The organism is Stenotrophomonas sp. 80084_Sma, from assembly GCF_056481995.1.
Genome location: NZ_CM151177.1, coordinates 4,140,826 through 4,166,726 on the forward strand (window position 1 = coordinate 4,140,826; position 25,901 = coordinate 4,166,726).

Sequence of the window (25,901 nt, forward strand, 5' to 3'; positions counted from 1 at the left end):
AGCAGAAGGCCGCCTTTCGGCGGCCTCATGCTTTGCAGCGTCGGGCGTTACAGGATGTAGCGGCTCAGGTCCGGGTCCTGCACCAGCTCACCCAGGTGCGCATCGACGTAAGCGCTGTCGATGGCCAGGGTTTCGCCGTCGCGGTCCGGTGCCTCGTAGCTGAGCGAATCCAACAGGCGCTCCAGTACGGTGTGCAGGCGACGGGCACCGATGTTCTCCTGGCGCTCGTTCACCTGGAAGGCGATCTCGGCCAGACGATCAATAGCATCGGCAGTGAAGCTGACCTTGACGCCTTCGGTGGCCAGCAGCGCTTCGTACTGCTTGGTCAGCGCGGCCTTCGGCTCGGTCAGGATACGCACGAAATCACCCTTGCTCAGCGCACCCAGCTCCACGCGGATCGGGAAGCGGCCCTGCAGCTCCGGAATCAGATCGCTGGGCTTGGCCAGGTGGAACGCGCCCGAAGCAATGAACAGGATGTGGTCGGTCTTGATCGTGCCGTACTTGGTCGACACGTTGGAGCCTTCCACCAGCGGCAGCAGGTCGCGCTGCACGCCTTCGCGCGAGACGTCGCCACCACCCACGTTGTCACCACGCTTGGCAACCTTGTCGATCTCGTCGATGAAGACGATGCCGTGCTGCTCGCAGGCCTCGATCGCGGCAGTGCGGATGTCGTCCTCGTTGACCAGCTTGCCGGCTTCTTCCTCGATCAGCAGCGGACGCGCGGCCTTGATGGTCAGCGTGCGCTTGTGCGCCTTGGCGCCGCCGCCGAGGTTGGCGAACATCGACTTCAGCTGCTGGCCCATTTCCTCCATGCCCGGCGGGGTCATGATGTCCATGCTGACGTTGGCAGCCAGGTCGAGCTCGATCTCGCGCTCGTCCAGCTCACCGTTGCGCAGCATCTTGCGGAACTTGATGCGGGTCTCGTTGTCCTGCGCCGACGGTTCGTTGCGGGCGACTTCCGGATCGAAGCCGATGCCACCGCTTCGGCGCGGCAGCAGCGCATCGAGGATGCGGTCTTCGGCGCGTTCTTCGGCCTGGGTACGCACGCGCACCTTGGCCTGTTCGCGGTACAGCTTGACCGCGGTATCGGCCAGGTCGCGGATGATCTGCTCAACGTCCTTGCCGACGTAGCCGACTTCGGTGAAGCGGGTGGCTTCAACCTTGACGAACGGCGCGTTGGCCAGCGTGGCCAGTCGACGCGCGATCTCGGTCTTGCCGACGCCGGTCGGGCCGATCATCAGGATGTTCTTCGGCATCACTTCATTGCGCAGCTCGGGCACCAGCTGCATGCGGCGCCAGCGGTTGCGCAGGGCAATGGCCACGGCGCGCTTGGCGTCGTGCTGGCCCACGATATGCCGGTCCAGTTCCTGCACGATCTCGCGCGGGGTCATGGTGGCGGAGGAAACTTCGATCTTCGACATGGATGTGCTCACGGATTCATTGTCGGTAGTGCCGGCCACTGGCCGGCAACCAGGCACGCGTGCGGGGATCATGAGGTTGCCGGCCAGCGGCCGGCACGACCCTCACAGCTCCTCGACCACCACGTTGCGGTTGGTGTAGATGCAGATGTCGCCGGCAATGCCGATCGCTTCGCTGGCAATGGTGCGCGCATCCAGTTCGGTGTGCGCCATCAGCGCGCGCGCGGCCGACAGTGCATACGAACCGCCCGAACCGATGGCGATGATGCCGTCCTCCGGCTCGATCACATCACCGGTGCCGCTGATGATCAGCGAGGTTTCCTTGTCGGCCACCGCCAGCAGGGCTTCGAGCTTGCCCAGACGGCGCTCGGTGCGCCAATCCTTGGCCAGCTCGACCGCAGCGCGCTGCAGCTGGCCGTGCTTTTCCAGCTTGGCCTCGAACAGCTCGAACAGGGTGAAGGCATCGGCGGCGGCACCGGCGAAGCCGGCCAGCACCTGGCCGTCTCGGCCGAGACGGCGCACCTTGCGTGCATTGCCCTTCATCACGGTGTGGCCCAGCGTGACCTGGCCGTCGCCGGCAATGGCCACGTGCTCGCCGCGACGGACGCAGACGATGGTGGTGGCGTGGAAAACGTTGGGATTCTGACTGGGGTCCATGCGGCCTCCGATAGCTGTTCCCGGGACATGGGGACAGCGCCGGGTGCGATCAAGCCTGTGCGGATGGCTGCCGTTCAGCGCTTGGCCGCGCCCCATCGACAGGAGGGCGTCTTTCTGACGAGCGCATCGCAATGCGCGCGGATCCCACCGCCCGAACGTGGAACACCTGCCGTTCAGCGTTTTGCCTGCGACGGCCGATCCGGATTCGGCTCGATGCCCCAGGCGAGGTACCAGTCTTCACCCTGCGTCTCGATCGGATGCTGGGTGCGGCCGGAGCCATTGCCGCAGGCCAGGGCGTCAGCCGCGCAGTAGCGGTCGCAGCCCCAGCAGATGCGCTCGGGGTGTTTGGGATGCAACGGTATGGGCTTCGCCATGGTGGCGGTGTCCTCGTGGCCTGCGGCCACGATGCGCCGGTAGCGCCCGCCCTGCCCTGATCCAGATCAAGGACGGTCTATTCAGCCTTGTCGTCCTTGCTGCGACGCTTCGCACGTGGATGCGCGGCGTCGTAGACCTTGGCCAGGTGCTGGAAATCAAGGTGGGTGTAGATCTGGGTGGTTGCGATGTCGGCATGGCCAAGCAGTTCCTGCACACCGCGCAGGTCGCCGGACGATTCCAGGATATGGCTGGCAAAACTGTGCCGCAGCATGTGCGGATGCACGTGCTTGAACAGGCCCTGGCGCTGCGCCAGCTGGCGGATGCGGATCTGCACCGCACGCTGGCTGATCGGCCCGTTGCGACCGGGAAACACCGGTGAGGCCGGGCCGCCGCCACTTTCCGCACGCCACGCCTGCAGCGCTTCGCGTGCCGGCCGGCCGAACGGTACCCGGCGCTGGCGATTGCCCTTGCCCAGCACGTTGACCAGGCCGCTGTCGAAATCCAGATCCCGCCAGGTCAGCGCGCAGACTTCGCTCAGGCGCAGGCCAGAGGAATAGAACAGTTCCAGCAGCGCGCGATCACGGCGGCCGAGTTCACCTTCCGGTTCCAGCTCGACCAGCTGCACGGCTTCGTCGGCATCGAGCACCTGCGGCAACCGGCGCGGTGCGCGTGGCGCCTTCAGCGTCGCCGCCGGGCTGACCTCGATGCGTCCATGCTTCAACAGCCAGGCGTAGAAGCTGCGGCACGCCGACAAGCGGCGCTGCAGGCTCTTGGCCGACAGGCCTCTGCGGTGCTCATCGGCAACGAACTGGCGCAGCGCCTCGGCATCGAGTGCGTCCACCGCAACACCGCGCGGCTCGGCCCAGACCGACAACGCGTCCAGGTCACGGCGGTAGGCATCGAGCGTATGCACCGACATCCGCCGCTCTACCTGCAGATGCTGCAGGAAGGCCTGTACCGCGCTCATCGTCGTATCCTGCTCAGCCCGGGAAGCGCTTCAGGCCGGTGGCCAACGCATCGCCCATCATGCGCAGGAACAGCGTGCCCATGCCCGGGTAGAAGCGGTTCGGGTCGTGGCTGCCCACAGCAATCAGGCCCACGCCCGGCAACGGCAACAGCGCGGTGGTCTGCACTTCTTCGCTGCGCACGCCGTACAGGACGGCATTCTTTTCCGGCTGCAGGCGCCCGCAGATCGGCTCGCCGTCCTTCAGGCAGTCGCGGAACGGGCCCAGCTGCGCATCATCGGCGGCGATCACCTGCAGCCAGTCGGCCTGTTCCAGCCCGGCCACCGGTGTGTGCACCACCAATCGCACCAGGTCGCCGGCGAAATCTTCCTGCAGCGAGGCAGCCATCGCACGCAGGGTGTCGGCGGCGTTGTCCTGCTTCATCAGCGCCAGGGTCAGCTGATGCGTGCGCACTGCCAGGCGTTCATTGACCTGGGCGGTGGCACCCAGATCGGCCAACCGTCGTGCCAGCTCGCGGTTCTTCTCGCGCAGCACTTCCAGCTGGTAGCTGGCCAGCGACGCGGTCGGGCCATCGTCGCGTGGCACCACCAGGGTCAGGGCTAGGTCCGGGAACTGCTTGAGGAAGCCGGGATGTCGCCGCAACCACGCAGCGACTTCATGGGCCCCGAGCTTGTCGACGGTTTCGGTCATGCGATCCACTCCCCTTCGAAGACGAATGCGGTCGGGCCGGCCATCACCACCGGCTGGCCATCGCCCGGCCACTGGATGCGCAGGTCACCCCCGGGCAGGCTGATGCGCGCATCGCGCTGCAGGCGGCCACGCTGCATCAGGGTCACCGCAGCGGCGCAGGCGCCGCTGCCGCAGGCCAGGGTTTCGCCGACGCCACGTTCATTCACACGCAGACGTGCATGCGCCGGGTCCATCACCTGGGCAAAACCCACGTTCACCGAGCGCGGGAACGAGGCATGCTGCTGCAGCAGCGAACCGACGCGCTCGACCGGTGCTGCATCGATCAGGCCCACTTCGATCACCGCATGTGGATTGCCCATCGACACCGCGGCGAAGCGTATGCTCTCGCCCTGCAACGGCAGCAGGTACTCCTCGCGTGCATGGGCGAAGCCCACCAGCGGCACGTTGACCGGCTCGAACGCAGGCACGCCCATGGTCACCGCGAACTGGCCATCGCCCAGGGCCTTCACCCCATGACTGGCCAGCGGGCTGTCGATGACGAACTGATCCCCCTGCGCACTGCCCTCACGCACCAGCCAGGCCGCGATGCAGCGCGCGCCGTTGCCGCACTGCTCGGAGTTGGAACCGTCGGCATTCCAGATGCGGTACGACGCCACCGAGCCTTCCGCGCGCGGCGCTTCGATGGTCAGGATCTGGTCGCAGCCGACGCCGGTGTGGCGGTCGGCCAGGCGCGCGGCCAGTTCAGGCGTGGGCGGCGCAGTGCCGTCACGCAGGTCGATCACTACGAAATCATTGCCCGCGCCATGCATCTTGCTGAAGCGCAGCGCCTTGGAACCGGCCTTACTCATTCCCGCCGCCCACCTTCTTCGCAGGCGCAGGCGCCGGTTGCGTGGTCGGTGCAGCCGGCTCCACGGTCGTGGCCGGGGTGCCGCTGCCTTCGGTCTGCGCCGGGGTCGCTTCGGTAGCGGGCTCGGCAACCGGTTCGACGGTTTCTTCCACCGGCACCGGCTTCTGCGGCAGTACCAGCGGGCCCTTGTTGCCGCAGGCGGCGAGGAGCAGCAGCGAGGCCGCTGCCAGCGGAATCAGGATGGCGTTTCGATGGGGGATCTTCATGCCCCGAGTATAGCCATTGGCGGCTGAGCGGTTGGTGCAGGGGATCGGGTTGCCGGCCAGCGGCCGGCACCACCGCAGGCGTTCAATCTGCAGGCGGCGGCAGCGGCCGGGTCCACAGCCAGATCGCCACCACGGTCATGCTGCCGATCGAGAACCACTTCACCCAGGCGATCGGCACGCACCACAGCATGATGCCGGCGCACACTGCCATGGTGATCGTGGCCATCCACTTGCCGTAGCGGCTGACCGCCCCGTGTGCCTGCCAGTTGGCGATGGCCGGGCCGAAGCGCGGGTGCTGCAGCAGCCAGGTGTGCAGGCGCTCGGAACCACGCGAGGCAGCCCAAGCCGAGATCAGGATGAATACGGTGGTGGGAAGACCCGGCACGAAGATGCCGACGATACCGGTGCCCAGGCTGACGTAGGCCAGCAGCCACCACGCCCAGCGGAAACGCACCACGCGCGGTGGCGTGGCAGCATCGCGGGGTGCGGAGGGGTCGGACTGGCTCATGGCCGCAAGGATACCGGTTCGGGGTGCCAGGCAACGCCCGGCACCCCTGCACCATTACGGCTGGGCGATGCCCAGCTGCTGCAGCACGAACGCGTACGACTCGGACAGCTCGCGGTAGCGCTGGAAGCGCCCCGACTTGCCGCCGTGGCCGGCTTCCATGTTGGTGCGGAACAGGATCGGGTAATGGCCGGTGTTGTCGTCACGCAGCTTGGCCACCCACTTGGCCGGCTCCCAGTACTGCACCTGCGAATCCCACAGGCCGGTGCCCACGAACAGCGCCGGGTACGCCTGCTGCTTCACGTTGTCGTAGGGCGAGTAGGACAGCATGTAGTCGTAATACTGCTTCTGCTCGGGGTTGCCCCACTCGTCGTATTCGTTGGTGGTCAGCGGAATGGTCGGGTCGAGCATGGTGGTGACCACGTCGACGAACGGTACCTGCGCCACCATCACCCGGTAGTCCTGCGGCGCCTGGTTGGCCACGGCGCCCATCAGCAGGCCACCGGCGCTGCCGCCGGACGCGGCGACGCGATCCTTCGCCGCCCAGCCCTGTGCGACCAGGCCGCGGGTGACGTCGATGAAGTCGTTGAAGGTGTTCTGCTTGTGCAGCAGTTTGCCGTTCTCGTACCAGTCGCGGCCCATCTCCTGGCCGCCACGGATATGGGCGATGGCATACACCACGCCACGATCGAGCAGGCTCACCGCGGTCTGGTTGAAGTACGGATCCATCGACATGCCGTAGCTGCCATAGGCGTACTGGAACAGCGCGCCCTTGCCGTCCTTCTGGTAGCCCTTGCGGTAGACCAGCGACACCGGCACCTTCACGCCATCGCGTGCGGTGATCCAGACACGATCGGTTTCGTACTTCGACGCGTCATAGCCGATCACCGGCTGCACCTTCAGCTGGCGACGCTCGCCGGTGGCGGTGTTCAGCTCGAACACGGTGGTGGGGGTGGTCATCGAGGTGTAGACGTAGCGCAGCCACGGCGTATCGGCCTCGGTGTTGTCGCCCAGGCCCATCGAGTACGCCGGCTCATCGGCCTTCACGTAGTCGCTGCGGCCATCCTTGAACAGCAGGCGGATGCGTTCCAGGCCCTCGGAACGTTCGGCGATGGCGGTGTACGCATCGAACAGCTCGAAGCCTTCGATGAAAACCGCATCGTCATGCGCGATCCAGTCCTTCCACTGTGCGCGCGAGGTCGCATCGGTCGGTGCGGTGACCAGCTTGAAGTTCTTCGCACCGTCGTTGGTGCGGATCACCCAGCGGCCGTCGTAGTGGTCAGCGTCGTACTCCACATCGCGCTGGCGCGGCGCCAGTACGGTGAACGTGGTCGGGTCGCTGGCCGGCGCGTAGCGCTCTTCCGAGGACACAGTGCTGTGCACGCCGATGGTGATGAAGCGATCGTCGCGGGTGCGGCCGATGCCCATGTAGAAGCTGTCGTCCTTCTCTTCGTAGACGACGGTGTCGGCACTGGCCGGGGTGCCCAGCACGTGCTTCTTCACGCGTACGGTCAGCAGCGTTTCCGGATCGTTCTCGACATACAGCACGGTGCGGTTGTCGTCGGCCCAGACCAGGTCGCCGGAGCTGCCGGTGATCACATCGGGCAGCACCTTGCCGGTAGCCAGGTCCTTGAAGCGGATGGTGTACTGGCGGCGACCGACATCGTCATCGGCCCAGGCCAGCAGCTGGTTGTCCTGGCTGACTTCCATCGAGCCGACGCTGAAGTAGCCCTTGCCGGCGGCCATCGTGTTGACGTCCAGCAGGATTTCCTCGGCGGCATCCATGCTGCCCTTGCGGCGTGCGTGGATCGGGTAGTCCTGGCCGGTCTCGAAGCGGCTGTAGTACCAGTAGCCGCGCTCGCGCGCCGGCACACTGGAATCGTCCTGCTTGATGCGGCCGACGATCTCCTTGTACAGGGTGTCTTCCAGCGGCTTCAGCGGCGCCAGCAACTGGTCGGCGTAGGCATTCTCGGCCTGCAGGTAGGCCAGCATGTCCTTGTTCTCGCGCTTGTCGTCGCGCAGCCAGTAATAGTCGTCGTTGCGGGTCGCGCCGAACGGCGCCTTGACCACATGCGGATGCTTGGCGGCATCCGGCGGAACGGGCGGCGTGGCGGCGGTGGCAGTGGTGGTCATCAGGCTGGCAAGCAACAGGCAGAGGGTGGATTTCATGAGATAAGGCTCCTTGAGCCGCAATGCAATGGCGTCCTTGTGCTCGAGTCTGGGTTGCAGGAGGGTTGCGGGCAACCCTGCGGATCGTCATGGGTCGTGCTTGCCGCTGGCCGGCAACCTTGGGATAAACAGAGGCGGGTGGTTGCCGGCCAGCGGCCGGCACGACCAGGACGCGCGGCGTACCATGGGCACATGAGTACCCTGCCCCACACGCCGGGCTACAGCCGGCGCAGCCATGAAATCGCTCCGTTCCACGTGATGTCCCTGCTGGCCCGCGCGCAGGCGCTGGAACAGGCGGGCCACGATGTGATCCACCTGGAAATCGGCGAACCGGACTTCACCACGGCCGAACCGGTCGTGCGTGCCGGCCAGGCCGCATTGGCCGCCGGCCATACCCGCTACACCGCCGCACGTGGCCTGCCGGCCCTGCGCCAGGCGATCAGTGGTTTCTATCGCAGCCATTACGGGCTGGATATCGATCCCGAACGCATCCTGGTCACTCCCGGCGGCTCCGGTGCGCTGCTGCTGGCCAGCAGCCTGCTGGTCGATCCGGGCCGCCACTGGCTGCTGGCCGACCCCGGATATCCCTGCAACCGTCATTTCCTGCGCCTGGTGGAAGGCGGTGCACAGCTGGTTCCGGTCGGCCCGGACACCGCCTACCAGCTCACACCGTCGCTGGTGGAACAGCACTGGAATGCCGACAGCGTCGGCGCACTGGTGGCCTCCCCCGCCAATCCGACCGGCACCGTGCTGTCCGCCGACGAACTGGCAGCACTGTCGCAGGCCCTGCACGCGCGTGGCGGCCATCTGGTGGTGGACGAGATCTACCACGGCCTGACCTACGGCCTGGATGCACCCAGCGTGCTGCAGGTGGATGACAGCGCGTTCGTGCTGAACAGCTTCTCAAAGTATTTCGGCATGACCGGCTGGCGGCTGGGTTGGCTGGTGGCGCCGCCGGCGGCGGTGCCGGACCTGGAGAAGCTGGCACAGAACCTGTACATCAGCGCGTCGAGCATCGCCCAGCATGCCGCACTGGCCTGCTTCAGCGAGGAATCGATGTCGATCTTCGAACAGCGCCGCGAGGCGTTCCGCCAGCGTCGCGACTATCTGCTGCCGGCGCTGCGCGAGCTTGGTTTCCGCATCGAAGTGGAACCGCAGGGTGCGTTCTACCTGTACGCCGACGTCAGCGCGTTCACCGATGACGCGCAGGCGTTCTGTGCGCACTTCCTGGAAACCGAACACGTGGCGTTCACCCCGGGCCTGGATTTCGGTTTCCATCGCGCCAACCAGCATGTGCGCCTGGCCTATACCCAGGAAGTGCCGCGGCTGCAGGAGGCGGTGGCGCGGATTGCACGCGGGTTGAAGAGCTGGGGCGCCTGATCGATCTGCGCGAACGGCATCCACGCATGGCGTGGATCTACTGACCCAGCGCACGATACGTAGGTAGATCCACGCCATGCGTGGATACGTGAACCCAACGAAAAACGCCGCCCTGGGGCGGCGTTTTCCGTTCTGCTTACTTGCCGCCCAACCGCTCCCACAGGAAGCTGTAGGCCAGTGCGGACATGTGTGCGGCCTGCGCGTTGTTGGCTGCGCCGCCGTGGCCACCTTCGATGTTCTCGTAGTAGGTCACGTCCTTGCCGGCGTCGATCATCTTCGCCGCCATCTTGCGGGCATGGCCCGGGTGCACGCGGTCATCGCGGGTGGAGGTAGTGAACAGCACCGGCGGGTAGTTCTTCTTCGCGTCGAACAGGTGGTACGGCGAGAAGGTCTTGATGAACTCCCAGTCGCTGGTGTCCGGGTTGCCGTATTCGGCCATCCACGAGGCACCGGCCAACAGGTGGCTGTAGCGCTTCATGTCCAGCAGCGGCACCTGCACCACCACTGCACCGAACAGCTCCGGGTACTGGGTCAGCATGTTGCCGGTCAACAGGCCACCGTTGCTGCCACCCTGCACGCCCAGGTGCTTGGCGCTGGTGATCTTGCGCTTGACCAGATCGCGCGCCACCGCAGCCATGTCTTCATAGGCCTTGTGACGGTTCTGCTTCAGCGCTGCCTGGTGCCAGCGCGGGCCGTACTCGCCACCACCACGGATGTTGGCGACCACGTACACACCGCCCTTCTCCAGCCAGGCGCGGCCCATGCCACCGGAGTAATTCGGGGTCAGCGAGATCTCGAAGCCACCATAGCCGTACAGCAGGGTCGGGTTGGAGCCGTCCAGCTTCATCGCCTTGTCGTGCACCACGAAGTACGGCACGCGGGTGCCGTCCTTGCTGGTGGCGAAGTGCTGCTCGATCACCTTGCCCTTGGCATCGAAGAAGGCCGGCATGGTCTTCAACGTTTCCGGCGCCTGGCCGATCTCGGCCAGAGCCAGCGTGGTCGGGGTCAGGTAGTCGGTGGCGGTCAGCCACACCGCATCGCTGTCGTTGCTGTCCACTGCGCCCACCGCCAGCGTGCCAAAGGCCGGCGCGCCGACGAAGCGGCTGGTCTGCCAGCCATCGGCGCCCGGGGTCAGCACCGACAGGCGGTTCTTGACGTCATCCAGCACGTTCAGCACCAGGTGGCTCTTGGTCCAGGTGGCGCCGGCCAGCGAGGTGGTCGCGGTCGGGGTGAACAGCACCTCGAAGTCGCGCTTGCCGGCCAGGAAGTCGTCCAGCTTCGTCGCCAGCAGCGAACCGGACGCGTAGGTCTTGCCGCCCACGGTCCACGGATCGCGCAGTTCCAGGGTCAGCCACTGTTTGTGCAGGCCCTTCTCGGCCGAGTTCGGCGCGTCGATCTTGGTCAGCGTGCCATCGTCGCCACGCAGGTAGAGCTCGTTGTTGTAGAACGCCAGCGTGCGGCTGACCAGGTTGCGCTCGAAGCCCGGGGTGTCATCGTGCATCGCCGCGATGTACATGTCTTCCGGCTTGCCTTCGTACACCACGGTGGCCGAGGTCATCGGCGTGCCGCGCTTCCACAGCTTGGCCACGCGCGGGTAGCCGGAGGTGGTCATCGAGCCCGCACCGAAGTCGGTGTAGACGAACACGGTGTCGCGGTCGACCCAGTTGAGGCCGCCCTTGGACTCGGGACGGAAGAAGCCGTCCTTGATCCAGGTCTTGTTGGCCAGGTCGAACTCACGGGTGACGTCGGCGTCGGCGCCGCCGCGCGACAGCGCGATCAGGCAGCGGCTGTAGTCCGGGCGCAGGCAATCGGCGCCATGCCAGACCCAGTTCTCACCCTCGGCCTTGTTCAGCGCATCCAGGTCGAGCACGGTTTCCCACTGCGGCGAGGCCTTGCGGTACTCGGCCAGGGTGGTGCGCCGCCACAGGCCGCGCTCGTGCTGCTGGTCCTTCCAGAAGTTGTAGTAGTAGTCGCCGATCTTCTGCACGCCGGGGATCTTGGCATCGGAGTCGAGCACCTCGCGGATGCTGGTCTCCATCTGCTTGAAGGCCGGGGTCTGCGCCAGGCGCGCCTCGGACTTGGCGTTCTGTTCCTTGACCCAGGTCAGCGGCTTGTCGCCGGTGACATCTTCGAGCCAGGCGTAGCGATCGGTGTCTTCAGCGGCCACGGCGGTCCCCACCGAGGCAGCGGTCATCATGCCGGCCAGCAGGCAGGCGGAAGCGAGTCGAGACATTGCAGCTCCAGGCAGTCATAAGCCGTGGAACGCTAGCATGGATCGCCGCGGCCGCCCCCGTGTCGAAGGTCAGGCCGCGGCGGTGGAGCCGCGACGGCCTCGCGCCGTCCCGCCGCTACGGCGACGTGCCTGTCCACCGGTACGACGCGCCAGCCGCAGCCACGACAGGCGCGGCAACGGAAAGCGCAGCAACGCCCACCAGGCCACCAGCGGCATGCCCACCAGCCACATGGGTAGCCAGCCCAGCCAGGCACTGCTGCCGCGCGCGGCCGGCCAGACCAGTACCAGCGCCATACCGGCCAGGGCCAGCTGCTGCACGCTGCGCAGCAGGCGCGGGTCGGCACGCTCGAGAATGACGCGTTCAGTTGCAGAGCGGCGGACGGAACGTGCGTTCATGGGGCTTCTCCGGTGGACAATGCAACACAGCATGGGCAACCCCCTTCTCACAGGTTGCGACACCATTGACGGATCGCGTGCACACAGTCGACCATGCGCGTGCAAGCCCACTGGAGCCCGCTCCCGCATGACTTCGATCCGCCCGCTCTGCGCCGCGCTGCTGGCCCTTTCCCTGGCCGGCCCCGCCGTGGCCGCCAGTGAGCCGCCGTCGCCCCGTACCAGCGCCTCTGGTGCGGCTGCCCTGGACGCACCGATCGACCTGAAGCGCTTCATGGGTACCTGGTACGTGATCGGCCGCGTACCGAACTTCATCGAGCGCGGCCATGTGGCCAGCGTCAATAACTACGAACTGCGCGACGAGCACAAGGTCGGCATTACCTACCGCTACCGTGATGGCTTCGGCGAACCGCTGCAGGAAGTGCGTGCCCGCGCCAGCGTCGACCCGGACAGTGGCAACCACGGCTGGCGCACCTGGTTCTACCGCGTGGTGCCCACCCATTCGAGGGTGCTGGAAGTAGCGCCGGATTACTCGTGGGCGCTGATCGGCTATCCCGGCCGTGAAATGGCCTGGATCTTCTCGCGTACGCCGGACATGGACAAAGCCCTGTACAAGGAGCTGGCCGAGCGCCTGCGCGACGAGTACGGCGTGAACACCGACAAGCTCAAGCGCGTGCCGCAGCACCCGGAGCAGGTCGGCAAGCTGGGCTACGAAGTACCGAACGTGCGTTGACTGGATTGTGGCCGCGGACCTCGGTCCGTGCGCCCCGAATTCACGCTGCCCGCGGCTGTACCCGTCGCTCGATCTCGCTGCGCGTTGGCAATGTCTTGAGGTCGTAGGCCGCCTGCATCGCAAGCCAGGACGCGGCATCCCCACCAAAATGTCGCGCCAGCCGTGCCGCGGTATCGGCCGAAATACTGCGCTCCCCGTGCACGATGGCGTGCAGCCGTGTTGCGGGAACATCCAAGGCCCTTGCCAGCGCGTTCACGCTCAACGCCAGAGGCATCAGGAACTCTTCGCGCAGGATCTCGCCAGGATGGATGGCGCGCATGCCGTTGTGGGGACGCTTCATGGCGGGCACCTCAGTGATAGTCAACAATTTCCACGGCATCGGCACCGTTGTCAGTCCAGGTAAAGCACAGCCGCCACTGGTCATTGATACGCAAGCTGTACTGCCCTCTCCGATCACCTGACAGCGCCTCGAGTCGGTTCCCGGGCGGGCTGCGCAGGAATGCCAACGTCTGTGCCGAGTCGAGCAGCTGCAGCTTGCGCTCGGCAGCCCGCCGGATCGAAAGCCAGGCACGTGGACAGGTTCCTTCAAACAGGGCACGGGTCTGCTTGCAGCGGAATGAACGGATCATTCCGTAAAACGTATTACGTTGAACGGAACATACCAAGGAACGGGGTGTGCTGCCAGTCCCAGTCTGGCGATATCGATTCCTGATGGGTGTGGCGGCTTCCAGAGCCTGGCGCTATGACAGGCACACTGTTGAAGTTCTGCAGGTTCTGCAGGCTCTGCCGGCCAGCGGCCGGCACTACCGTTTCCAGGCAATGGGGTAGAGCCGGCCGCTGGCCGGCAGAGCGATGCACCGGGCGACGCCGGGGGCAGCGCCCCGGCGCCTCGTCATTTGCGGCTGTAATGCGCGACCAGGCGGTCGCCGAGCATCTGCAGCAACTGCACCAGGATCAGCAGCAGGACCACGGTAACCAGGGCCACGTCGGTGTGCGAACGCTGGTAGCCATCGCGGAACGCCAGGTCACCAAGGCCGCCGGAACCAATCGCACCGCCCATCGCGGTGAAGCCGATCAGCGCCACGGTGGTGACCGTCGCACCGGCGATCAGGCCGGGGCGCGCCTCGGGCAGCAGCACGCGGGTGACCAGCTGCCAGGTGGTGGCACCCATCGACTGGGTCGCTTCGATCACGCCACGGTCCACTTCGCGCAGTGCGGTTTCGACCAGGCGCGCGTAGAACGGCGCGGCACCGATCACCAGCGGCACGATCGCACCGCGTACCCCCAGCGACGTCCCCATCAGGAACAGGGTGACCGGGATCAGCACGATCATCAGGATGATGAAAGGCACCGAGCGCAACAGGTTCACCACCAGCGCCAGCACGCCGTAGGCGAACGGACGGCGCTTCATCTGCGGCGCGCCGAACAGGTACAGCAGCACGCCCAGCGGCAGGCCGATGGCCAGGGTCAGCGGCAGCGAACCGAGCAGCATCAGCAGGGTGTCGATGGTGGCCTGGCCGATGTCGGCCCACTTGCCCGCATCCAGGTGGCGGAAGAATCCGCCGGCAGTGGCGATGATCATCGACGCAGCTCCTCAACGTGCACGCCGGCAGCCACGAACGCGGCCTGCGCGGCGGACTGGTCACCGCCCACCAGGGCGACCACCAGCTGGCCATACGGGGTGTCCTTGATCCGGTCGATACGGCCGGACAGGATGTTGTAGTCGACCCCGGTCTCCCGCGCGACACTGCCGAGCAGGGGTTCGTAGGTGTCTCCGCCGAGGAAGGTCAGGCGCACGATGCGGCCACCGACAGCATCGAAATCACGGTGCAGCGCGCCTTCATCCACGTGCTCCGATTCGCTGACGAAACGGCGCGTGGTCGGGTGCTGCGGGTGCAGGAACACCCGGGTGACCGGCCCGGTCTCGACCATCTGGCCGGCGTCGAGCACGGCGACACGGTCGCAGACACGGCGGATCACGTCCATCTCGTGGGTGATCAGCACGATCGTCAGGCCCAGCTCGCGATTGATCTTCGACAGCAGCGACAACACCGAGGCGGTGGTCTGCGGGTCCAGCGCACTGGTGGCCTCGTCGCACAGCAGGATCTGCGGGCGTGTCGCCAGCGCACGGGCGATGCCGACGCGCTGCTTCTGGCCACCGGACAGCTGTGCGGGGTACTTCTGCGCATGCGCCTCCAGGCCCACGGTCTGCAGCAACTCGGCCACGCGCGCGTCGATCTCCGCCTTCGGCGTGCCGGCCAGCTCCAGCGGGAAGGCGACATTGCCGGCCACCGTGCGCGACGACAGCAGGTTGAAGTGCTGGAAGATCATGCCGATGCGCCTGCGCAGCGCGCGCAGGCCATCCGCGTCCAGTGCGGTGACATCCTCGCCACCGATCAGCAGGCGACCACCGCTGGGCTCTTCCAGGCGGTTGATCATGCGGATCAGGGTCGACTTGCCGGCGCCGGAATGGCCGATGATGCCGAATACCTCACCGGCCTCGATGGTCAGGTCCAGCGGCTGCAGCGCGCTGACTGCGCGGCCGGCAACGGCATAGGATTTGTGCAGGCGCTGGAACTCGATCACGGGCGTGGCTCACCGGCTGGGTGACGGAAGGGGGCGTGCAGCCTACCAGCGCAGGCGGTCGCGCGCCCGCGCCATGGGCCAGAATGTTATTCCTTTTGGTTCTAAGTCGCCCGCACCCGGTAGTGTCGGCCGCTGGCCGGCACCTGCAGCGATCCCTCCGGGGCAAGGAGTTGCCGGCCAGCGGCCGGCACTACCCCGGCTCAGGGATGATCCAGCGGCTTCGGCGGTTCCTGCCGGTTCACCCGCTCACGGTGCAGCAGGTACAGCCCCGAGGCGACGATGATCGCCGCGCCCACCCAGGTATAGCTGTCCGGCAGCTGGCCCCAGAAGGCCAGGTCCCAGCCGATCACCCACACCAGGCCGCTGTACTCCAACGGCGCGATCATCGACGCCTCGCCCAGCTGGAAGGCCTTGGTCAGTGCGATCTGACCGAGCGCTCCGGCCAGACCCATGCCGGCGATCAGCGGCGCATGCTCCAGCTGCAGCGGCACCCAGCCGGGAAGGGCCAGCAGGCCGGCACCGATGGCCATGATCACCAGGAACCAGACCACCATCGACTGCGAGGTATCGGTGCGGGTGAGCAGGCTGACCGTGATCGCCGCCACCGCATACGCGGTGGCCGCGGCCAGCACCATCAGCCCCGGCACCGAAATGAAGCCGTCCACGCCCGGCCGCAGCACCACCAGCACGCCGACCAGGCCGATGCCGATGGCCACCCAGCGCCGCGGGCCAACCCGCTCACCCAGCAACGGCACCGACAGCGCGGCGATCAGCAGTGGGGCAACGAAATAGATGGTGTAGGCGGTGGACAGCGGCAGGTCACGCAGGGCGAACACGAAGCAGCCGATCATCGCCATGCCGAGCCCACCACGCAGCAGGTGCAGGCCCCAGCGGCGCGGGATCAGCGAGCGCGGGCCGGCGCTGACCAGCACCCAGACCAGCACGAACGGCAACGAAGCCGCACCACGCAGGAAGGTCACTTCCAGGGTCGGATAGCTGGCCGACAGCTGCTTCATGCCAGCATCCATCAGCGAGAAACAGGCGACCGCAGCGACCATCCAGGCCACCGCACGCGAAGGGGAGCGTTGCACATTCATGGCCCATTATCGCCGACAGCACCGGTTTGTAGAGTCGAGCTTGCTCGACTGGCCGTTTTGTAGAGTCGAGCTTGCTCGACTGCTCTTCACAAAGCCGCCGAGCATGGCTCGGCGCTACAAGGGAGGGAGCCAGTCGAGCATGGCTTGTATGTTCCTCCCGGCTCCTACGAGGTATGTAGGAGCCAGGGTGGAGGGACCGTCAAGCATGCATCTGCGGATACTAGCCGACAGACGAGTCGAGCGATCCCCATCCCGCACACGAACGTCGATAAAGGATCGTACGGCCCCCAAAGGGAATCGTCGATGTAGGCAAGCTAACGTCGGTGCGGTACCACCCCAGCCCCTTAAAGATAGCTGGGAGCCGTACAAATGTCTGATTCTCTCGATATTGGCGTGGACGTGGACTCCAAGGAGTTCGTACCGGCAGTGGCCGACCGCAAGGCCGGCGACAGGATCGCCAACACCCGGGCCGGCATAGCCCAGTGGCTCAACACCTTGCCCCAGCGATGCCGGATTGGCATGGAGGCGACGGGGCGGTACTACGAGTTGTTGGCTCGGATGGCTGGCCAGGCAGGCCACGTTGTCTATGTGATCAATCCACGTCTGATCAAGCACTACGGCCGGGCGACGGGCTCGCGTGGCAAGACGGACGCCATGGACGCCGAAGCGATCGCCCGGTACGTGAAGAAGGAGAACGATCGCCTGCGTGAATACGTACCGCGTACCGATGAGCAGCAGCAGATGCACGATTTGCTGCGCAAGCGGCAGACGCTGGTAAAGACACGCGCGCGCCTGGAGCAATCCTTCGGGGTAAGCAAAAGTGCCCCCGGGGAGCTGTCAGATCTGTTCTGCGCTCTGGCTGGGACGCTGTCCGAGCTGGAAAGCGAACTGCAGCGCTTGGGTCGCGATGGAGAGCATGGCACGCTCTACAAGCGCCTGTTGACCATCCCTGGTATCGGCCCCGCCGTCGCCGCTCACCTGATTTACTACATGACGCGCTGGCCGTTGGCCAACGCCAACGCGTGGATCGCCTGCACCGGCCTGGATCCCCGGCCTAACGAGTCTGGCGGCAGAACGGGACGGCGTCGGCTGTCCAAACAGGGCGCGCCAGTGCTGCGCCAGATGCTCTACATGGCCGCCATGGGGCTCAAGCGGTGTCGTCGGGGGCAACCGCTCTACGACGAGCTGTCAAAACGCGGTCACCCCAGCACCGCCGTCTTCAACATCCTGGCCAGAAAGCTGGCCAGGATCGCCTGGGGTGTCTTCAAAAGCGGCCGGGACTTCGATCCGGCCATGCTGAAGGTGGGTCAAGCCTGCTTCCAGCAGGCTTGACCACGAACATAGGATCTCGACTCTACAAAGCGGGCATGCAGGCCGGCACGATAGAATGGCCACCACTGAATCCTGCGGAGCCTCGCCCATGCCTTCCTTCGACGTCGTGTCCGAAGTCGACACCCACGAGCTGACCAACGCCATCGACCAGGCCAACCGCGAACTGGCCACCCGCTTCGACTTCAAGGGCGTGGACGCCAAGTTCGAACGCGATGGCGATGTCATCAACCAGACTGCGCCGACCGAGTTCCAGCTCAAGCAGATGAACGACATCCTGCGCGCACGCCTGGCCGCGCGCGGCATCGACGTGCTCAGCCTGGAGTTCGGCGACATCGAAACCAACCTGGCCCAGGCCCGGCAGAAGATCACCGTCAAGCAGGGCATCGAGCAGAAGATCGCCAAGAAGATCGCGGCGGCACTGAAGGACGCCAAGCTGAAGGTGGAAAGCCAGATCAACGGCGACAAGCTGCGCGTGCAGGGCAAGAAGCGCGACGATCTGCAGGACGCCATCGCCGTACTCAAGGCCGGCAAGTTCGAGCTGCCGCTGCAGTTCAACAACTTCCGCGACTGATGCCCCCGCCGGGCCCTGCCCGGTGGACTACGCGGTCAATCGCGCAGCAGCTTGTACAGCGTGGTACGCGAGATTCCCAACTGGCGTGCGGCCAGGCTGAGGTTGCCGTCAGCGGCCAGGGCCGCGCGACGCGCGGCCTCACGCTGCTGGTCACGCAGCAGCGGCGCGCCTGGATCTGCCGGGGTGCTTCGCACAGTAGACCGGTGCGCCGCGCCCCGCGGCCCCTGCAGACGCTGCAGGTAGACCGCACTGCCCTCGCCCAGCCGGACCCGATGCGCTGCGCCCGGTTGCAGCAGCCGACGCCGTTGCGCCGCACTGGCACCGGCAAACAGCGCTTCCAGACCCAGCAGCGGCAACGGCCCGCGCCGTGGCAGGCCCAGCAGGCGCCGTGCAACGCGGTTGGCTGCACGCAGCTGGCCATCCTCCTGCACCGCCAGCAGTCCCTGCAGCGGTGACGCCAGCCAGCGCGGATCATGTTGCACGGCGAGCAGATGCACGTCGGTGAGGCTGTGGAACAAGCGATTTTCGCTGGCCAGCGCAGCCTGCCGGAAATAGCCCTGCAGCAGCGCGGGATCGCGCTCGCCAAGACCGGTGATATCGATCACTCCGCAGACCCGACCGTCGAGATCGTGCAGTGGCTCGCTCAGGCAGAACACCGGCGCGAACCGCTGCAGGTAGTGTTCGTTGCCGCGCACCAGTGCCGGCACATCGTCGGCCAGGCTGACCGCTGGCGCGGTGGTGCCGATCTCGGTCTCGCCCAGCTGTCGCCCGACCTGGATCGGCCGCAGCAAGGGAGCATCTTCCAGCCCGTGGGCCTGCTGCGCGATCACCATGCCGTCGCGGTTGGCGCAGAACATCGTCCAGCCACGCCCACCGAAGGCCGCCCAGAGCTGTTCCAGCTCCGGCTGCACGCAACGCGCCAGGCGCCGGTCATCGGGATGGGACAGATGGCGGCCATCGCCCAGCAGCGGCCGATAGTCCGGCTCCTGCCCCGGCTGCAGGCCCGCCGCGCGCGAACGCAGCCATGACTGCTGCAGCGGCAGCGGCAACACGCCCAATGAGCGCGCATCGCCGTCGGCGAAAGCGGCACGTGCCGCCACCAGTTGTTGCTGCCCGACTGTCGTGGCCATCATGGACGCAGCGTACACCCGCCAGCGGCAACGCCATGTTACGTCTCGGCAACGGAGCGTTTCCGTTTCAAGACGCGTTCAAACAAAGGGGCAGAGCCGTTATGGAAAACGGATCTGCCCCATGCCGGCCAGCGGCCGGCACAACCAACAGGGGAAACTACGCCGCGATGCGCAGCACCGGCTTCAGGGTGATGCCACGGGTGCTGTCTTCGGCCGCCTGGTTGATCTGTTCCAGCGGATAGAACTTCACCAGTTTGTCGAACGGGAAGCGTCCCTGCTGGAACAGGGTCACCAGCTGCGGAATGAACACCTGCGGCACACTGTCGCCCTCGACGATGCCGCGGATGCTGCGACCGCCGAGCAGCAGGTTGTTCACATCGAAACTGGCGGTGGTGCCCAGCTTCGGCGCACCGACCACGCCCATCATGCCCAGCCCACCGAGCGCTTCGATGCCAGCGGACAGCACGTCCGGACGACCGGTTGATTCCAGCGCGAAGTCAGCACCCCCACCCGTGATCGCACGCACCGCCTCGACCACATCGGTCTCCCGGCTGTTGACCACGTGGGTGGCCCCCAGCTCCAGAGCAAGCTCCAGGCGCGAAGGCACCACGTCGATGGCAATGATGGTGGTGGCCCCGGCCACCTTGGCCGCCATCACCGCGCTCAGGCCCACCGCACCGGCACCATAGCTTGCAAAACTGCTGCCCGACCGCACCTGCAGCGAGTTGAGCACCGCACCGGCACCGGTCTGGATGCCGCACCCCAGCGGGCCCAGCAGTTCCAGTGGTGCGTCATCAGGCACCTTGATCGCATTGATCTCGCGGGCCAGCGCGTAGGTGGCAAACGAGGACTGGGCGAAGAAATGATCGTGCAGCGGCTGGCCCTGCGCATCGGTGATCGCGGTATGGCCGTGGCCATCATCGCCACCGAAGTTCAGGGCGAAGAAATCCCTGCAGTAAGCACCGTGCCCCCCCCGGCAGGGATTGCAGTGACCACAGGCGCCGTAGGTCAGCACCACGTGATCCCCCGCCTTGAGGTCGCGCACGTTCGGGCCAACCGCTTCGACGATGCCCGCCCCCTCATGGCCCAGCACCGCCGGCAGCGGCACCGGATAGTACTGATCGCGCACGATCAGGTCGGTATGGCACAGGCCGGTGGCCACCACCTTCACCAGCACCTCGTCGTCCTGCGGACCGCGCAGCGTCGCCTGCTCGATGACGAAGGGCTGCTCCTTGCCGCGTACCACGGCGGCGGTGATCTCACGCGTTGCGTTGTTGTCGTTCATCGTGATGGCTCCTTCGATCAGATCGGGTAAGCGGGCGCTTCGCCCTTGACGGTCAACCACTGCCACTGGGTGAACTCCTCGCCGTTGGCCGGGCCACCGATGCTGGTGCCGTTGCCGGACGCGCCGACGCCGCCGAAGGGGTTGATCACCTCGTCATTCACGGTCTGGTCGTTGATGTGCAGCAGACCGGTACGCAGGCGCTCGCCGATCTTCAGCGCGCGGCCGACGTTGCTGGACACGATCGCCATCGACAGCCCGTACTCGCTGTCGTTGGCCAGGCGCACGGCTTCGTCGTCATCGTCGAACGGCACCACCACCGCTACCGGCGCGAAGATTTCCTCGCTGAAGGCCGGATTGTCGGCCGCAACGTTGCCGAGCACGGTGGGTGCGAAGAACAGCTCCCGGTGCGTGCCGCCCGCTTCCAGCGTGGCACCGGCCTGCACCGCCTGCTCGACCACGCGTGCAGCATGGTCGCGCTGGCCAGCATTGATCAGCGGGCCGATCGCCACGTCCTCACGTGCCGGGTCGCCTACCTTCAGCGCGTTGGCCTTGGCCACCAGTTTCTGCAGGAACGTGTCATGGATCTTCCGGTGCACCAGCACGCGGCCGGTCGCCATGCAGATCTGGCCCTGGTGCAGGTAGACGCCCCACGCGGTGTTGGCCACCGCCAGGTCCAGGTCCGCATCGTCCAGGATGATCAACGAATTCTTGCCACCCAACTCCAGCGAAACCTTTTTCAGGTGCTTGCCCGCCGCTTCGCCGACCTTGCGCCCGGCGGCGGTGGAACCGGTGAACTGGATCATCGCCACGTGCGGGTCACTGGTCAGCGCGGCCCCGGCCGCGCCATCGCCGGGCAGCATGTGCAGCACGCCTGCCGGCAGGCCCGCCTGCTCGAACAGGCGTGCGATCACCGCGCCACCACACACTGCCGTACGCGGGTCCGGCTTGAGAACCACAGCGTTGCCCAGCGCGATCGCCGGGGCCACCGCACGCATCGCCAGGTAGAGCGGGAAGTTGAACGGCGAAATGACCCCGACCACACCCAGCGGGCGGCGCCGCGCCAGATTCAGCTTGCCCGGCTCGGAGGGCAGGATCTCACCCGTGCTGCGCGACGGCAGTGCGGCGGCCTCGTGCAGCGCCTTGATCGTCACCTTGGCCTCGAAGCCGGCCTTCAGGCGGGTCGAGCCGCTTTCGCGCACCAGCCACTCGACCAGGGTGTCGATGTTTTCTTCGGCCAGACGCGCGGCCTTGCGCAGCACGTCGGCACGCTGTTCGTAGGGCGCCGCCGCCCAAGCCTGCTGCGCCTGTGCCGCGGCAGCCGCCGAACGCGCGATCTGCGCCGGGTCGGCCAGGCCGATCTCGCCCAGCTCCCGGCCAGTGGCCGGTTCAATCACCGGGTGCCGTTGCGGGGCAGCCTGCCAGTGGCCATCAAAGAAGGCGCCGGCCCAGAGGGCGTCCGGCAGCCACGGGGAAGATGCAGTCATGGGTGTCCTCCTGTGTCGTGCATCCATTCCACGCCCGTCGCCCCGGACTGGCAATCGGCCATCCATCGGTAGCGCGCAACGGTTTGAATCTTCAGGAATTTCCAGCTTCGCCACTGTCCAGTTCCTGCACAGTGGACAGCGCAGCACCGGCACACTGCCTACAATGGCGGCCCCGCCAGCCCACGTGCCCGCCATGACCGATTCCCACCTGCCCACCGATGACCCGATCGCCGCCACCCGCCTGTGGCTGGAGCGCATCGTCATCGGCCTGAACCTGTGCCCGTTCGCCAAGGCGGTGTACGTGAAGGACCAGGTCCGCATCGTGCTCAGCGATGCGACCACGCCGGAAGCGCTGGTTGAACAGCTGGCCGAGGAGCTGGTGCTGCTGCGCGATACGCCGGCCGAGCAGATCGACACGACGCTGATCGTGCATCCGCAGGTGCTGACCGATTTCCTCGACTACAACGATTTCCTCGACAACGCCGATGCGGCGATCGAGGCACTGGACCTGCAGGGCATCCTGCAGGTGGCCAGCTTCCACCCGGACTACCAGTTCGATGGCGTGGCCGCGGACGACGCCAGCAACTACACCAACCGCGCACCCTTCCCCACCCTGCACCTGCTGCGCGAAGACAGCGTGGCACGCGCGGTGGATGTCTATCCGGACCCGGACGTGATCGTCGAGCGCAACATCCAGACCCTGGACCGCATCGGCGTGGACGGCTGGCATCGCCGCCTGCGCGGCGAAGACCTGACGTGAGCACGGTGCCGCCGATCGCCGCATGGCCGGCCGCGCCACTGTCGGGCAAGGTTGTGCTGGTCACCGGCGGTGCCAACGGCATCGGCCGTGGTATTGCCCAGGCCGTACTTGGTGCCGGTGGACGCGTGCTGATCGGCGACCTGGACGTGGAGGCCGGAGAAGCGTGTCTGGCGGAATGGCAGCGCGGCGAGGATGCCGCGTTCCAGCGCCTGGACATCACCGACGAAGCCAGCGTGCGCGACTTCATCGCCGTGGCCCTGCAGCGTTTCGGCCGTATCGACGGACTGGTGAACAACGCGGGCATCGCCGGTCCACACGGCACAGAGTTGCAGGATATGGACTGGGACGAGTGGCAGCGCCGGCTGTCGTCACTGCACGGTGCATTCCTGTGCAGCAAGCACACGTTGCCAGCACTGATCGCCAGCGCCGCCGGTGCGATCATCAACATCGCCTCCACCCGCGCCTGGCAATCCGAAGCACACAGCGAAGCCTACGCGGCAGCCAAGGGTGGGCTGGTGGCCTTCACCCATGCACTTGCGATCAGCACCGGCCCGGCGGTGCGGGTGAACAGCATCAGCCCCGGCTGGATCGGCACCACTGCGTGGCAGGCACCCTCACGGCGCCACGCGCCGGAATACTCAGCCATCGACCATGCGCAACACCCGGTCGGCCGGGTCGGCCGCCCCGAAGACATCGGTGCACTGGCGGTGTACCTGCTGTCGTCGCTGTCCGGTTTCACCACCGGCCAGGACTTCATCGTGGACGGCGGCATGACCCGGAAGATGATCTACGCCGAATGACCCCAAGGCGCGACGCCCGGTAGAGGCCAACCTTGGTTGGCCTGGGCTTTTCGCCAACCAAGGTTGGCGCCTACCAAGGCGTTACGCCATGTCCGAACATTCCGGTAGATCCACGCCATGCGTGGATCGCGGTAACGTGCCAACCAAGGTTGGCACCTACCAAACACCTTACGCCATGCCCGAGTGGCGCAGCAGCGCGTCGATCTGAGGCGCGCGGCCGCGGAAGGCCTTGAAGTTCTCCGCCGCCGGGCGGCTGCCACCACGCGACAGGATCTCTTCGCGGAAGCGCGCGCCGGTTTCAGCCAGCGCCTGCGGCGCCTCCTCGAACGCCGCATAGGCATCGGCGCTCAGCACCTCGGCCCACTTGTAGCTGTAGTAACCGGCTGCGTAGCCGCCGGCGAAGATGTGGCTGAACTGATGCGGGAAGCGGTTCCAGACCGGCGGGTGGTTCACCGCCACTTCCGCGCGCACACGATCGAGCAGTGCCAGCACGCTGTCCTGCGCCGGCTCGAACTGGCTGTGCAGCAGCATGTCGAACAGGCCGAACTCCAGCTGGCGAACGGTGGCCATGCCGCTGTGGAAATTGCGCGCGGCCAGCATGCGCTCGTACAGCGCGCGCGGCAGCGGCTCACCCGTTTCAACATGCGCGGTCATGCCCTGCAGGTGGTCCCATTCCCAGCAGAAGTTCTCCATGAACTGGCTGGGCAGCTCCACCGCGTCCCATTCCACGCCGTTGATGCCGGCCACACCCAGTTCGCCGATGCGGGTCAGCAGCTGGTGCAGGCCGTGGCCCATCTCATGGAACAACGTGGTTACTTCGTTGTGGCTGAAGGTCGCCGGCTTGCCGTGGGCACCACGGCCGAAGTTGCACACCAGGTAGACCAGCGGCGTCTGCACGCTGCCATCCCCACGCACGCGACGGTTGCGGCAATCGTCCATCCACGCGCCACCGCGCTTGCCTTCGCGCGCGTACAAGTCCAGGTAGAACTGGCCAACCAGCGCGCCCTGCGCATCGACCAGGCGGAAGAAGCGCACATCCTCGTGCCACACCGGCGCGCTGTCCTCCTGCACGCGCAGGCCGTACAGCTGCTCGATTACCGAGAACAGGCCGCCCAGCACCTTCGGTTCGGTGAAGTACTGCTTCACTTCCTGTTCGGAATAGCTGTAACGCGCCTGCTTCAGGCGATCGGCAGCGAATGCCAGGTCCCAGGCCTGCAGGCTGTCGATACCGAGTTGCTCGCGTGCGAACTGTTCCAGTTCAGCACGGTCCTTGGCCGCGAACGGCTTGGCGCGCGAGGCCAGGTCGCGCAGGAAACCGAGCACCTCGGCCGGGTCCTGCGCCATCTTGGTGGCCACCGAATAGTCACCATACGAACCGAAGCCGAGCAGTGCGGCGAGTTCCGCGCGCAGGGCGAGGATGCGGTCGATGTTGCCGCTGTTGTCCAGCGTGTCATCGCCGAATTCGGACGCACGCTGTGCGCTGGCACGGTACAGGATCTCGCGCAGGTCGCGGTCCTCACCCCAAGTCTGCACCGGCAGGTAGCACGGCATCTGCAGGGTCAGTTTCCAGCCAGACTTGCCGTCCTTCTGTGCTGCGGCATGCGCGGCGGCCTTCACGTCTTCCGGCAGGCCGTTCAGTCGCGCTTCGTCCTCGATGATCAGCGACCACGCGTCGGTAGCGTCGAGCACGTTCTGCGAGAACTTCGCCGACAGTGCCGACAGCTCCTCCTTGATCGCCGCGAAGCGCTGCTGTGCCTCGGGCGCCAGCTCGGCACCGCCAAGGCGGAAGTCACGCAGCGTGTTGTCCAGCACCTTGCGCTGGGCCTCGTCGAAGCCCGCGGCCTCCGCGCTGGCGGCCAGCGTCTGGTACTGCCGGTACAACGCCAGGTTCTGGCTGAGCGCGCTGGCGAAGCGGGTCACCCGCGGCAGGTTGCTGTTGTAGGCCTCGCGCAGTTCCGGGGTGTTGACCACGCCCTGCAGGTGGCCGACCAGGCCCCAGGCGCGCCACAGGCGCTCGGTGGCATCGTCCAGCGGGGCAACGAAGGTCTCCCAGCGCACCGGCTGCACCTGCTCGGCCGTGCTGACGGCGGCTTCGGCCTCGGCCAGCAGCACGTCCAGCGCCGGCGCCACGTGCTCGGGGCGAATCGCCTCGAAGCGCGGCAGGCCGGAAAAATCGAGCAGGGGGTTGGCAACGGTCACGGCAGATCTCCAGGGTACGGGCCCGG

26 protein-coding genes are annotated in these 25,901 nt (G+C 66.5%); 6 read left to right on the forward strand and 20 right to left on the reverse strand.

The window, feature by feature from the left end:
• Positions 1–47: 47 nt before the first annotated feature.
• From hslU to ACZK3W_RS19070, 9 genes are all read right to left on the reverse strand, one after another.
• Complete coding sequence (gene hslU, locus ACZK3W_RS19030) at positions 48–1,421, reverse strand: ATP-dependent protease ATPase subunit HslU (RefSeq protein WP_014038532.1); 1,374 nt, start codon at positions 1,419–1,421, stop codon at positions 48–50.
• 102 nt (positions 1,422–1,523) lie between these two features.
• Entirely contained in the window at positions 1,524–2,075 is a 552-nt protein-coding gene (gene hslV, locus ACZK3W_RS19035; protein WP_005411093.1) for an ATP-dependent protease subunit HslV, read from the reverse strand.
• A gap of 173 nt (positions 2,076–2,248) precedes the next feature.
• The gene (locus tag ACZK3W_RS19040; RefSeq protein WP_032129030.1) at positions 2,249–2,449 is read right to left on the reverse strand and encodes a DUF3079 domain-containing protein; all 201 of its coding nucleotides are present in this window, start codon (positions 2,447–2,449) and stop codon (positions 2,249–2,251) included.
• 77 nt (positions 2,450–2,526) lie between these two features.
• Positions 2,527–3,417, reverse strand: a complete 891-nt coding sequence (gene xerC, locus ACZK3W_RS19045; protein WP_478450186.1) for a tyrosine recombinase XerC — start codon at positions 3,415–3,417, stop codon at positions 2,527–2,529.
• A 13-nt stretch (positions 3,418–3,430) separates the two neighbouring features.
• Positions 3,431–4,105, reverse strand: a complete 675-nt coding sequence (locus ACZK3W_RS19050; RefSeq protein WP_032129013.1) for a DUF484 family protein — start codon at positions 4,103–4,105, stop codon at positions 3,431–3,433.
• Positions 4,102–4,953, reverse strand: coding sequence for a diaminopimelate epimerase (gene dapF / locus ACZK3W_RS19055; protein WP_478450187.1), 852 nt, complete (start codon positions 4,951–4,953; stop codon positions 4,102–4,104). Before dapF ends, ACZK3W_RS19050 begins: the two co-directional genes overlap by 4 nt.
• On the reverse strand, positions 4,946–5,218 hold the full coding sequence (gene lptM, locus ACZK3W_RS19060; protein WP_049399234.1) for an LPS translocon maturation chaperone LptM: 273 nt from the start codon (positions 5,216–5,218) through the stop codon (positions 4,946–4,948). Before lptM ends, dapF begins: the two co-directional genes overlap by 8 nt.
• Before the next feature lie 82 nt (positions 5,219–5,300).
• On the reverse strand, positions 5,301–5,726 hold the full coding sequence (locus ACZK3W_RS19065) for a YbaN family protein (RefSeq protein WP_180838451.1): 426 nt from the start codon (positions 5,724–5,726) through the stop codon (positions 5,301–5,303).
• Between the two features lie 54 nt (positions 5,727–5,780).
• Complete coding sequence (locus ACZK3W_RS19070; RefSeq protein WP_134951027.1) at positions 5,781–7,892, reverse strand: S9 family peptidase; 2,112 nt, start codon at positions 7,890–7,892, stop codon at positions 5,781–5,783.
• A gap of 192 nt (positions 7,893–8,084) precedes the next feature.
• On the opposite strand from ACZK3W_RS19070, the gene ACZK3W_RS19075 reads away from it, so the two are divergent.
• A complete protein-coding gene (locus tag ACZK3W_RS19075; protein WP_125893421.1) occupies positions 8,085–9,272 on the forward strand; it encodes a pyridoxal phosphate-dependent aminotransferase in 1,188 nt (395 codons plus the stop codon).
• A 136-nt stretch (positions 9,273–9,408) separates the two neighbouring features.
• Here ACZK3W_RS19075 and ACZK3W_RS19080 read toward each other — a convergent pair whose 3' ends face one another.
• Together ACZK3W_RS19080 and ACZK3W_RS19085 are read right to left on the reverse strand one after the other, a co-directional pair.
• Positions 9,409–11,505 carry a prolyl oligopeptidase family serine peptidase gene (locus tag ACZK3W_RS19080; RefSeq protein WP_125893419.1) on the reverse strand — a complete coding sequence of 699 codons (2,097 nt, stop codon included), beginning with the start codon at positions 11,503–11,505 and terminating at the stop codon, positions 9,409–9,411.
• A gap of 69 nt (positions 11,506–11,574) precedes the next feature.
• The gene (locus ACZK3W_RS19085) at positions 11,575–11,901 is read right to left on the reverse strand and encodes a hypothetical protein (protein WP_125893417.1); all 327 of its coding nucleotides are present in this window, start codon (positions 11,899–11,901) and stop codon (positions 11,575–11,577) included.
• Between the two features lie 127 nt (positions 11,902–12,028).
• Here ACZK3W_RS19085 and ACZK3W_RS19090 point away from each other — a divergent pair, with 127 nt between their 5' ends.
• Entirely contained in the window at positions 12,029–12,631 is a 603-nt protein-coding gene (locus ACZK3W_RS19090; RefSeq protein WP_197615757.1) for a lipocalin family protein, read from the forward strand.
• 40 nt (positions 12,632–12,671) lie between these two features.
• Here ACZK3W_RS19090 and ACZK3W_RS19095 read toward each other — a convergent pair whose 3' ends face one another.
• The 5 genes from ACZK3W_RS19095 to ACZK3W_RS19115 all read right to left on the reverse strand — a co-directional run bounded on the left by ACZK3W_RS19095 (position 12,672) and on the right by ACZK3W_RS19115 (position 16,314).
• Positions 12,672–12,971, reverse strand: coding sequence for a HigA family addiction module antitoxin (locus ACZK3W_RS19095; RefSeq protein ID WP_049463234.1), 300 nt, complete (start codon positions 12,969–12,971; stop codon positions 12,672–12,674).
• 10 nt (positions 12,972–12,981) lie between these two features.
• Positions 12,982–13,260, reverse strand: coding sequence for a type II toxin-antitoxin system RelE/ParE family toxin (locus ACZK3W_RS19100; protein WP_080356578.1), 279 nt, complete (start codon positions 13,258–13,260; stop codon positions 12,982–12,984).
• A 263-nt stretch (positions 13,261–13,523) separates the two neighbouring features.
• Positions 13,524–14,213 carry a methionine ABC transporter permease gene (locus ACZK3W_RS19105; RefSeq protein WP_049399224.1) on the reverse strand — a complete coding sequence of 230 codons (690 nt, stop codon included), beginning with the start codon at positions 14,211–14,213 and terminating at the stop codon, positions 13,524–13,526.
• A complete protein-coding gene (locus tag ACZK3W_RS19110) occupies positions 14,210–15,217 on the reverse strand; it encodes a methionine ABC transporter ATP-binding protein (protein ID WP_032129022.1) in 1,008 nt (335 codons plus the stop codon). Before ACZK3W_RS19110 ends, ACZK3W_RS19105 begins: the two co-directional genes overlap by 4 nt.
• A 200-nt stretch (positions 15,218–15,417) precedes the next feature.
• Positions 15,418–16,314 (reverse strand): DMT family transporter, encoded by an 897-nt coding sequence (locus tag ACZK3W_RS19115; RefSeq protein ID WP_071229057.1) that lies wholly within the window; start codon positions 16,312–16,314, stop codon positions 15,418–15,420.
• Between the two features lie 369 nt (positions 16,315–16,683).
• Here ACZK3W_RS19115 and ACZK3W_RS19120 point away from each other — a divergent pair, with 369 nt between their 5' ends.
• The gene (locus tag ACZK3W_RS19120; protein ID WP_132808894.1) at positions 16,684–17,646 is read left to right on the forward strand and encodes an IS110 family transposase; all 963 of its coding nucleotides are present in this window, start codon (positions 16,684–16,686) and stop codon (positions 17,644–17,646) included.
• 88 nt (positions 17,647–17,734) lie between these two features.
• Entirely contained in the window at positions 17,735–18,217 is a 483-nt protein-coding gene (locus tag ACZK3W_RS19125; protein ID WP_006471121.1) for a YajQ family cyclic di-GMP-binding protein, read from the forward strand.
• A gap of 35 nt (positions 18,218–18,252) precedes the next feature.
• Here ACZK3W_RS19125 and ACZK3W_RS19130 read toward each other — a convergent pair whose 3' ends face one another.
• From ACZK3W_RS19130 to ACZK3W_RS19140, 3 genes are all read right to left on the reverse strand, one after another.
• A complete protein-coding gene (locus tag ACZK3W_RS19130; protein ID WP_317216858.1) occupies positions 18,253–19,347 on the reverse strand; it encodes a helix-turn-helix domain-containing protein in 1,095 nt (364 codons plus the stop codon).
• 157 nt (positions 19,348–19,504) lie between these two features.
• Positions 19,505–20,632: an NAD(P)-dependent alcohol dehydrogenase gene (locus ACZK3W_RS19135; protein WP_423162471.1), complete on the reverse strand. Its 1,128-nt coding sequence runs from the start codon at positions 20,630–20,632 to the stop codon at positions 19,505–19,507.
• Between the two features lie 17 nt (positions 20,633–20,649).
• A complete protein-coding gene (locus ACZK3W_RS19140) occupies positions 20,650–22,116 on the reverse strand; it encodes a benzaldehyde dehydrogenase (protein ID WP_032129026.1) in 1,467 nt (488 codons plus the stop codon).
• 193 nt (positions 22,117–22,309) lie between these two features.
• On the opposite strand from ACZK3W_RS19140, the gene ACZK3W_RS19145 reads away from it, so the two are divergent.
• Both ACZK3W_RS19145 and ACZK3W_RS19150 read left to right on the forward strand, forming a co-directional pair.
• Complete coding sequence (locus ACZK3W_RS19145) at positions 22,310–22,876, forward strand: DUF1415 domain-containing protein (protein ID WP_032129027.1); 567 nt, start codon at positions 22,310–22,312, stop codon at positions 22,874–22,876.
• Entirely contained in the window at positions 22,873–23,676 is an 804-nt protein-coding gene (locus ACZK3W_RS19150; RefSeq protein WP_478450188.1) for an SDR family oxidoreductase, read from the forward strand. Before ACZK3W_RS19145 ends, ACZK3W_RS19150 begins: the two co-directional genes overlap by 4 nt.
• 168 nt (positions 23,677–23,844) lie before the next feature.
• On the opposite strand, the gene ACZK3W_RS19155 is transcribed toward ACZK3W_RS19150, so the two are convergent.
• Positions 23,845–25,875: a M3 family metallopeptidase gene (locus ACZK3W_RS19155; protein WP_478450189.1), complete on the reverse strand. Its 2,031-nt coding sequence runs from the start codon at positions 25,873–25,875 to the stop codon at positions 23,845–23,847.
• Between the last annotated feature and the right edge of the window lie 26 nt (positions 25,876–25,901).

Bases quoted from the DNA above. Each gene is read 5' to 3' on its own strand.
- hslU (WP_014038532.1), bottom strand. From the start codon at position 1,421: ATGTCGAAGATCGAAGTTTCCTCCGCCACCATGACCCCGCGCGAGATC.
- hslV (WP_005411093.1), bottom strand. From the start codon at position 2,075: ATGGACCCCAGTCAGAATCCCAACGTTTTCCACGCCACCACCATCGTC.
- ACZK3W_RS19040 (WP_032129030.1), bottom strand. From the start codon at position 2,449: ATGGCGAAGCCCATACCGTTGCATCCCAAACACCCCGAGCGCATCTGC.
- xerC (WP_478450186.1), bottom strand. From the start codon at position 3,417: ATGAGCGCGGTACAGGCCTTCCTGCAGCATCTGCAGGTAGAGCGGCGG.
- ACZK3W_RS19050 (WP_032129013.1), bottom strand. From the start codon at position 4,105: ATGACCGAAACCGTCGACAAGCTCGGGGCCCATGAAGTCGCTGCGTGG.
- dapF (WP_478450187.1), bottom strand. From the start codon at position 4,953: ATGAGTAAGGCCGGTTCCAAGGCGCTGCGCTTCAGCAAGATGCATGGC.
- lptM (WP_049399234.1), bottom strand. From the start codon at position 5,218: ATGAAGATCCCCCATCGAAACGCCATCCTGATTCCGCTGGCAGCGGCC.
- ACZK3W_RS19065 (WP_180838451.1), bottom strand. From the start codon at position 5,726: ATGAGCCAGTCCGACCCCTCCGCACCCCGCGATGCTGCCACGCCACCG.
- ACZK3W_RS19070 (WP_134951027.1), bottom strand. From the start codon at position 7,892: ATGAAATCCACCCTCTGCCTGTTGCTTGCCAGCCTGATGACCACCACT.
- ACZK3W_RS19075 (WP_125893421.1), top strand. From the start codon at position 8,085: ATGAGTACCCTGCCCCACACGCCGGGCTACAGCCGGCGCAGCCATGAA.
- ACZK3W_RS19080 (WP_125893419.1), bottom strand. From the start codon at position 11,505: ATGTCTCGACTCGCTTCCGCCTGCCTGCTGGCCGGCATGATGACCGCT.
- ACZK3W_RS19085 (WP_125893417.1), bottom strand. From the start codon at position 11,901: ATGAACGCACGTTCCGTCCGCCGCTCTGCAACTGAACGCGTCATTCTC.
- ACZK3W_RS19090 (WP_197615757.1), top strand. From the start codon at position 12,029: ATGACTTCGATCCGCCCGCTCTGCGCCGCGCTGCTGGCCCTTTCCCTG.
- ACZK3W_RS19095 (WP_049463234.1), bottom strand. From the start codon at position 12,971: ATGAAGCGTCCCCACAACGGCATGCGCGCCATCCATCCTGGCGAGATC.
- ACZK3W_RS19100 (WP_080356578.1), bottom strand. From the start codon at position 13,260: ATGATCCGTTCATTCCGCTGCAAGCAGACCCGTGCCCTGTTTGAAGGA.
- ACZK3W_RS19105 (WP_049399224.1), bottom strand. From the start codon at position 14,213: ATGATCATCGCCACTGCCGGCGGATTCTTCCGCCACCTGGATGCGGGC.
- ACZK3W_RS19115 (WP_071229057.1), bottom strand. From the start codon at position 16,314: ATGAATGTGCAACGCTCCCCTTCGCGTGCGGTGGCCTGGATGGTCGCT.
- ACZK3W_RS19120 (WP_132808894.1), top strand. From the start codon at position 16,684: ATGTCTGATTCTCTCGATATTGGCGTGGACGTGGACTCCAAGGAGTTC.
- ACZK3W_RS19125 (WP_006471121.1), top strand. From the start codon at position 17,735: ATGCCTTCCTTCGACGTCGTGTCCGAAGTCGACACCCACGAGCTGACC.
- ACZK3W_RS19130 (WP_317216858.1), bottom strand. From the start codon at position 19,347: ATGGCCACGACAGTCGGGCAGCAACAACTGGTGGCGGCACGTGCCGCT.
- ACZK3W_RS19135 (WP_423162471.1), bottom strand. From the start codon at position 20,632: ATGAACGACAACAACGCAACGCGTGAGATCACCGCCGCCGTGGTACGC.
- ACZK3W_RS19140 (WP_032129026.1), bottom strand. From the start codon at position 22,116: ATGACTGCATCTTCCCCGTGGCTGCCGGACGCCCTCTGGGCCGGCGCC.
- ACZK3W_RS19145 (WP_032129027.1), top strand. From the start codon at position 22,310: ATGACCGATTCCCACCTGCCCACCGATGACCCGATCGCCGCCACCCGC.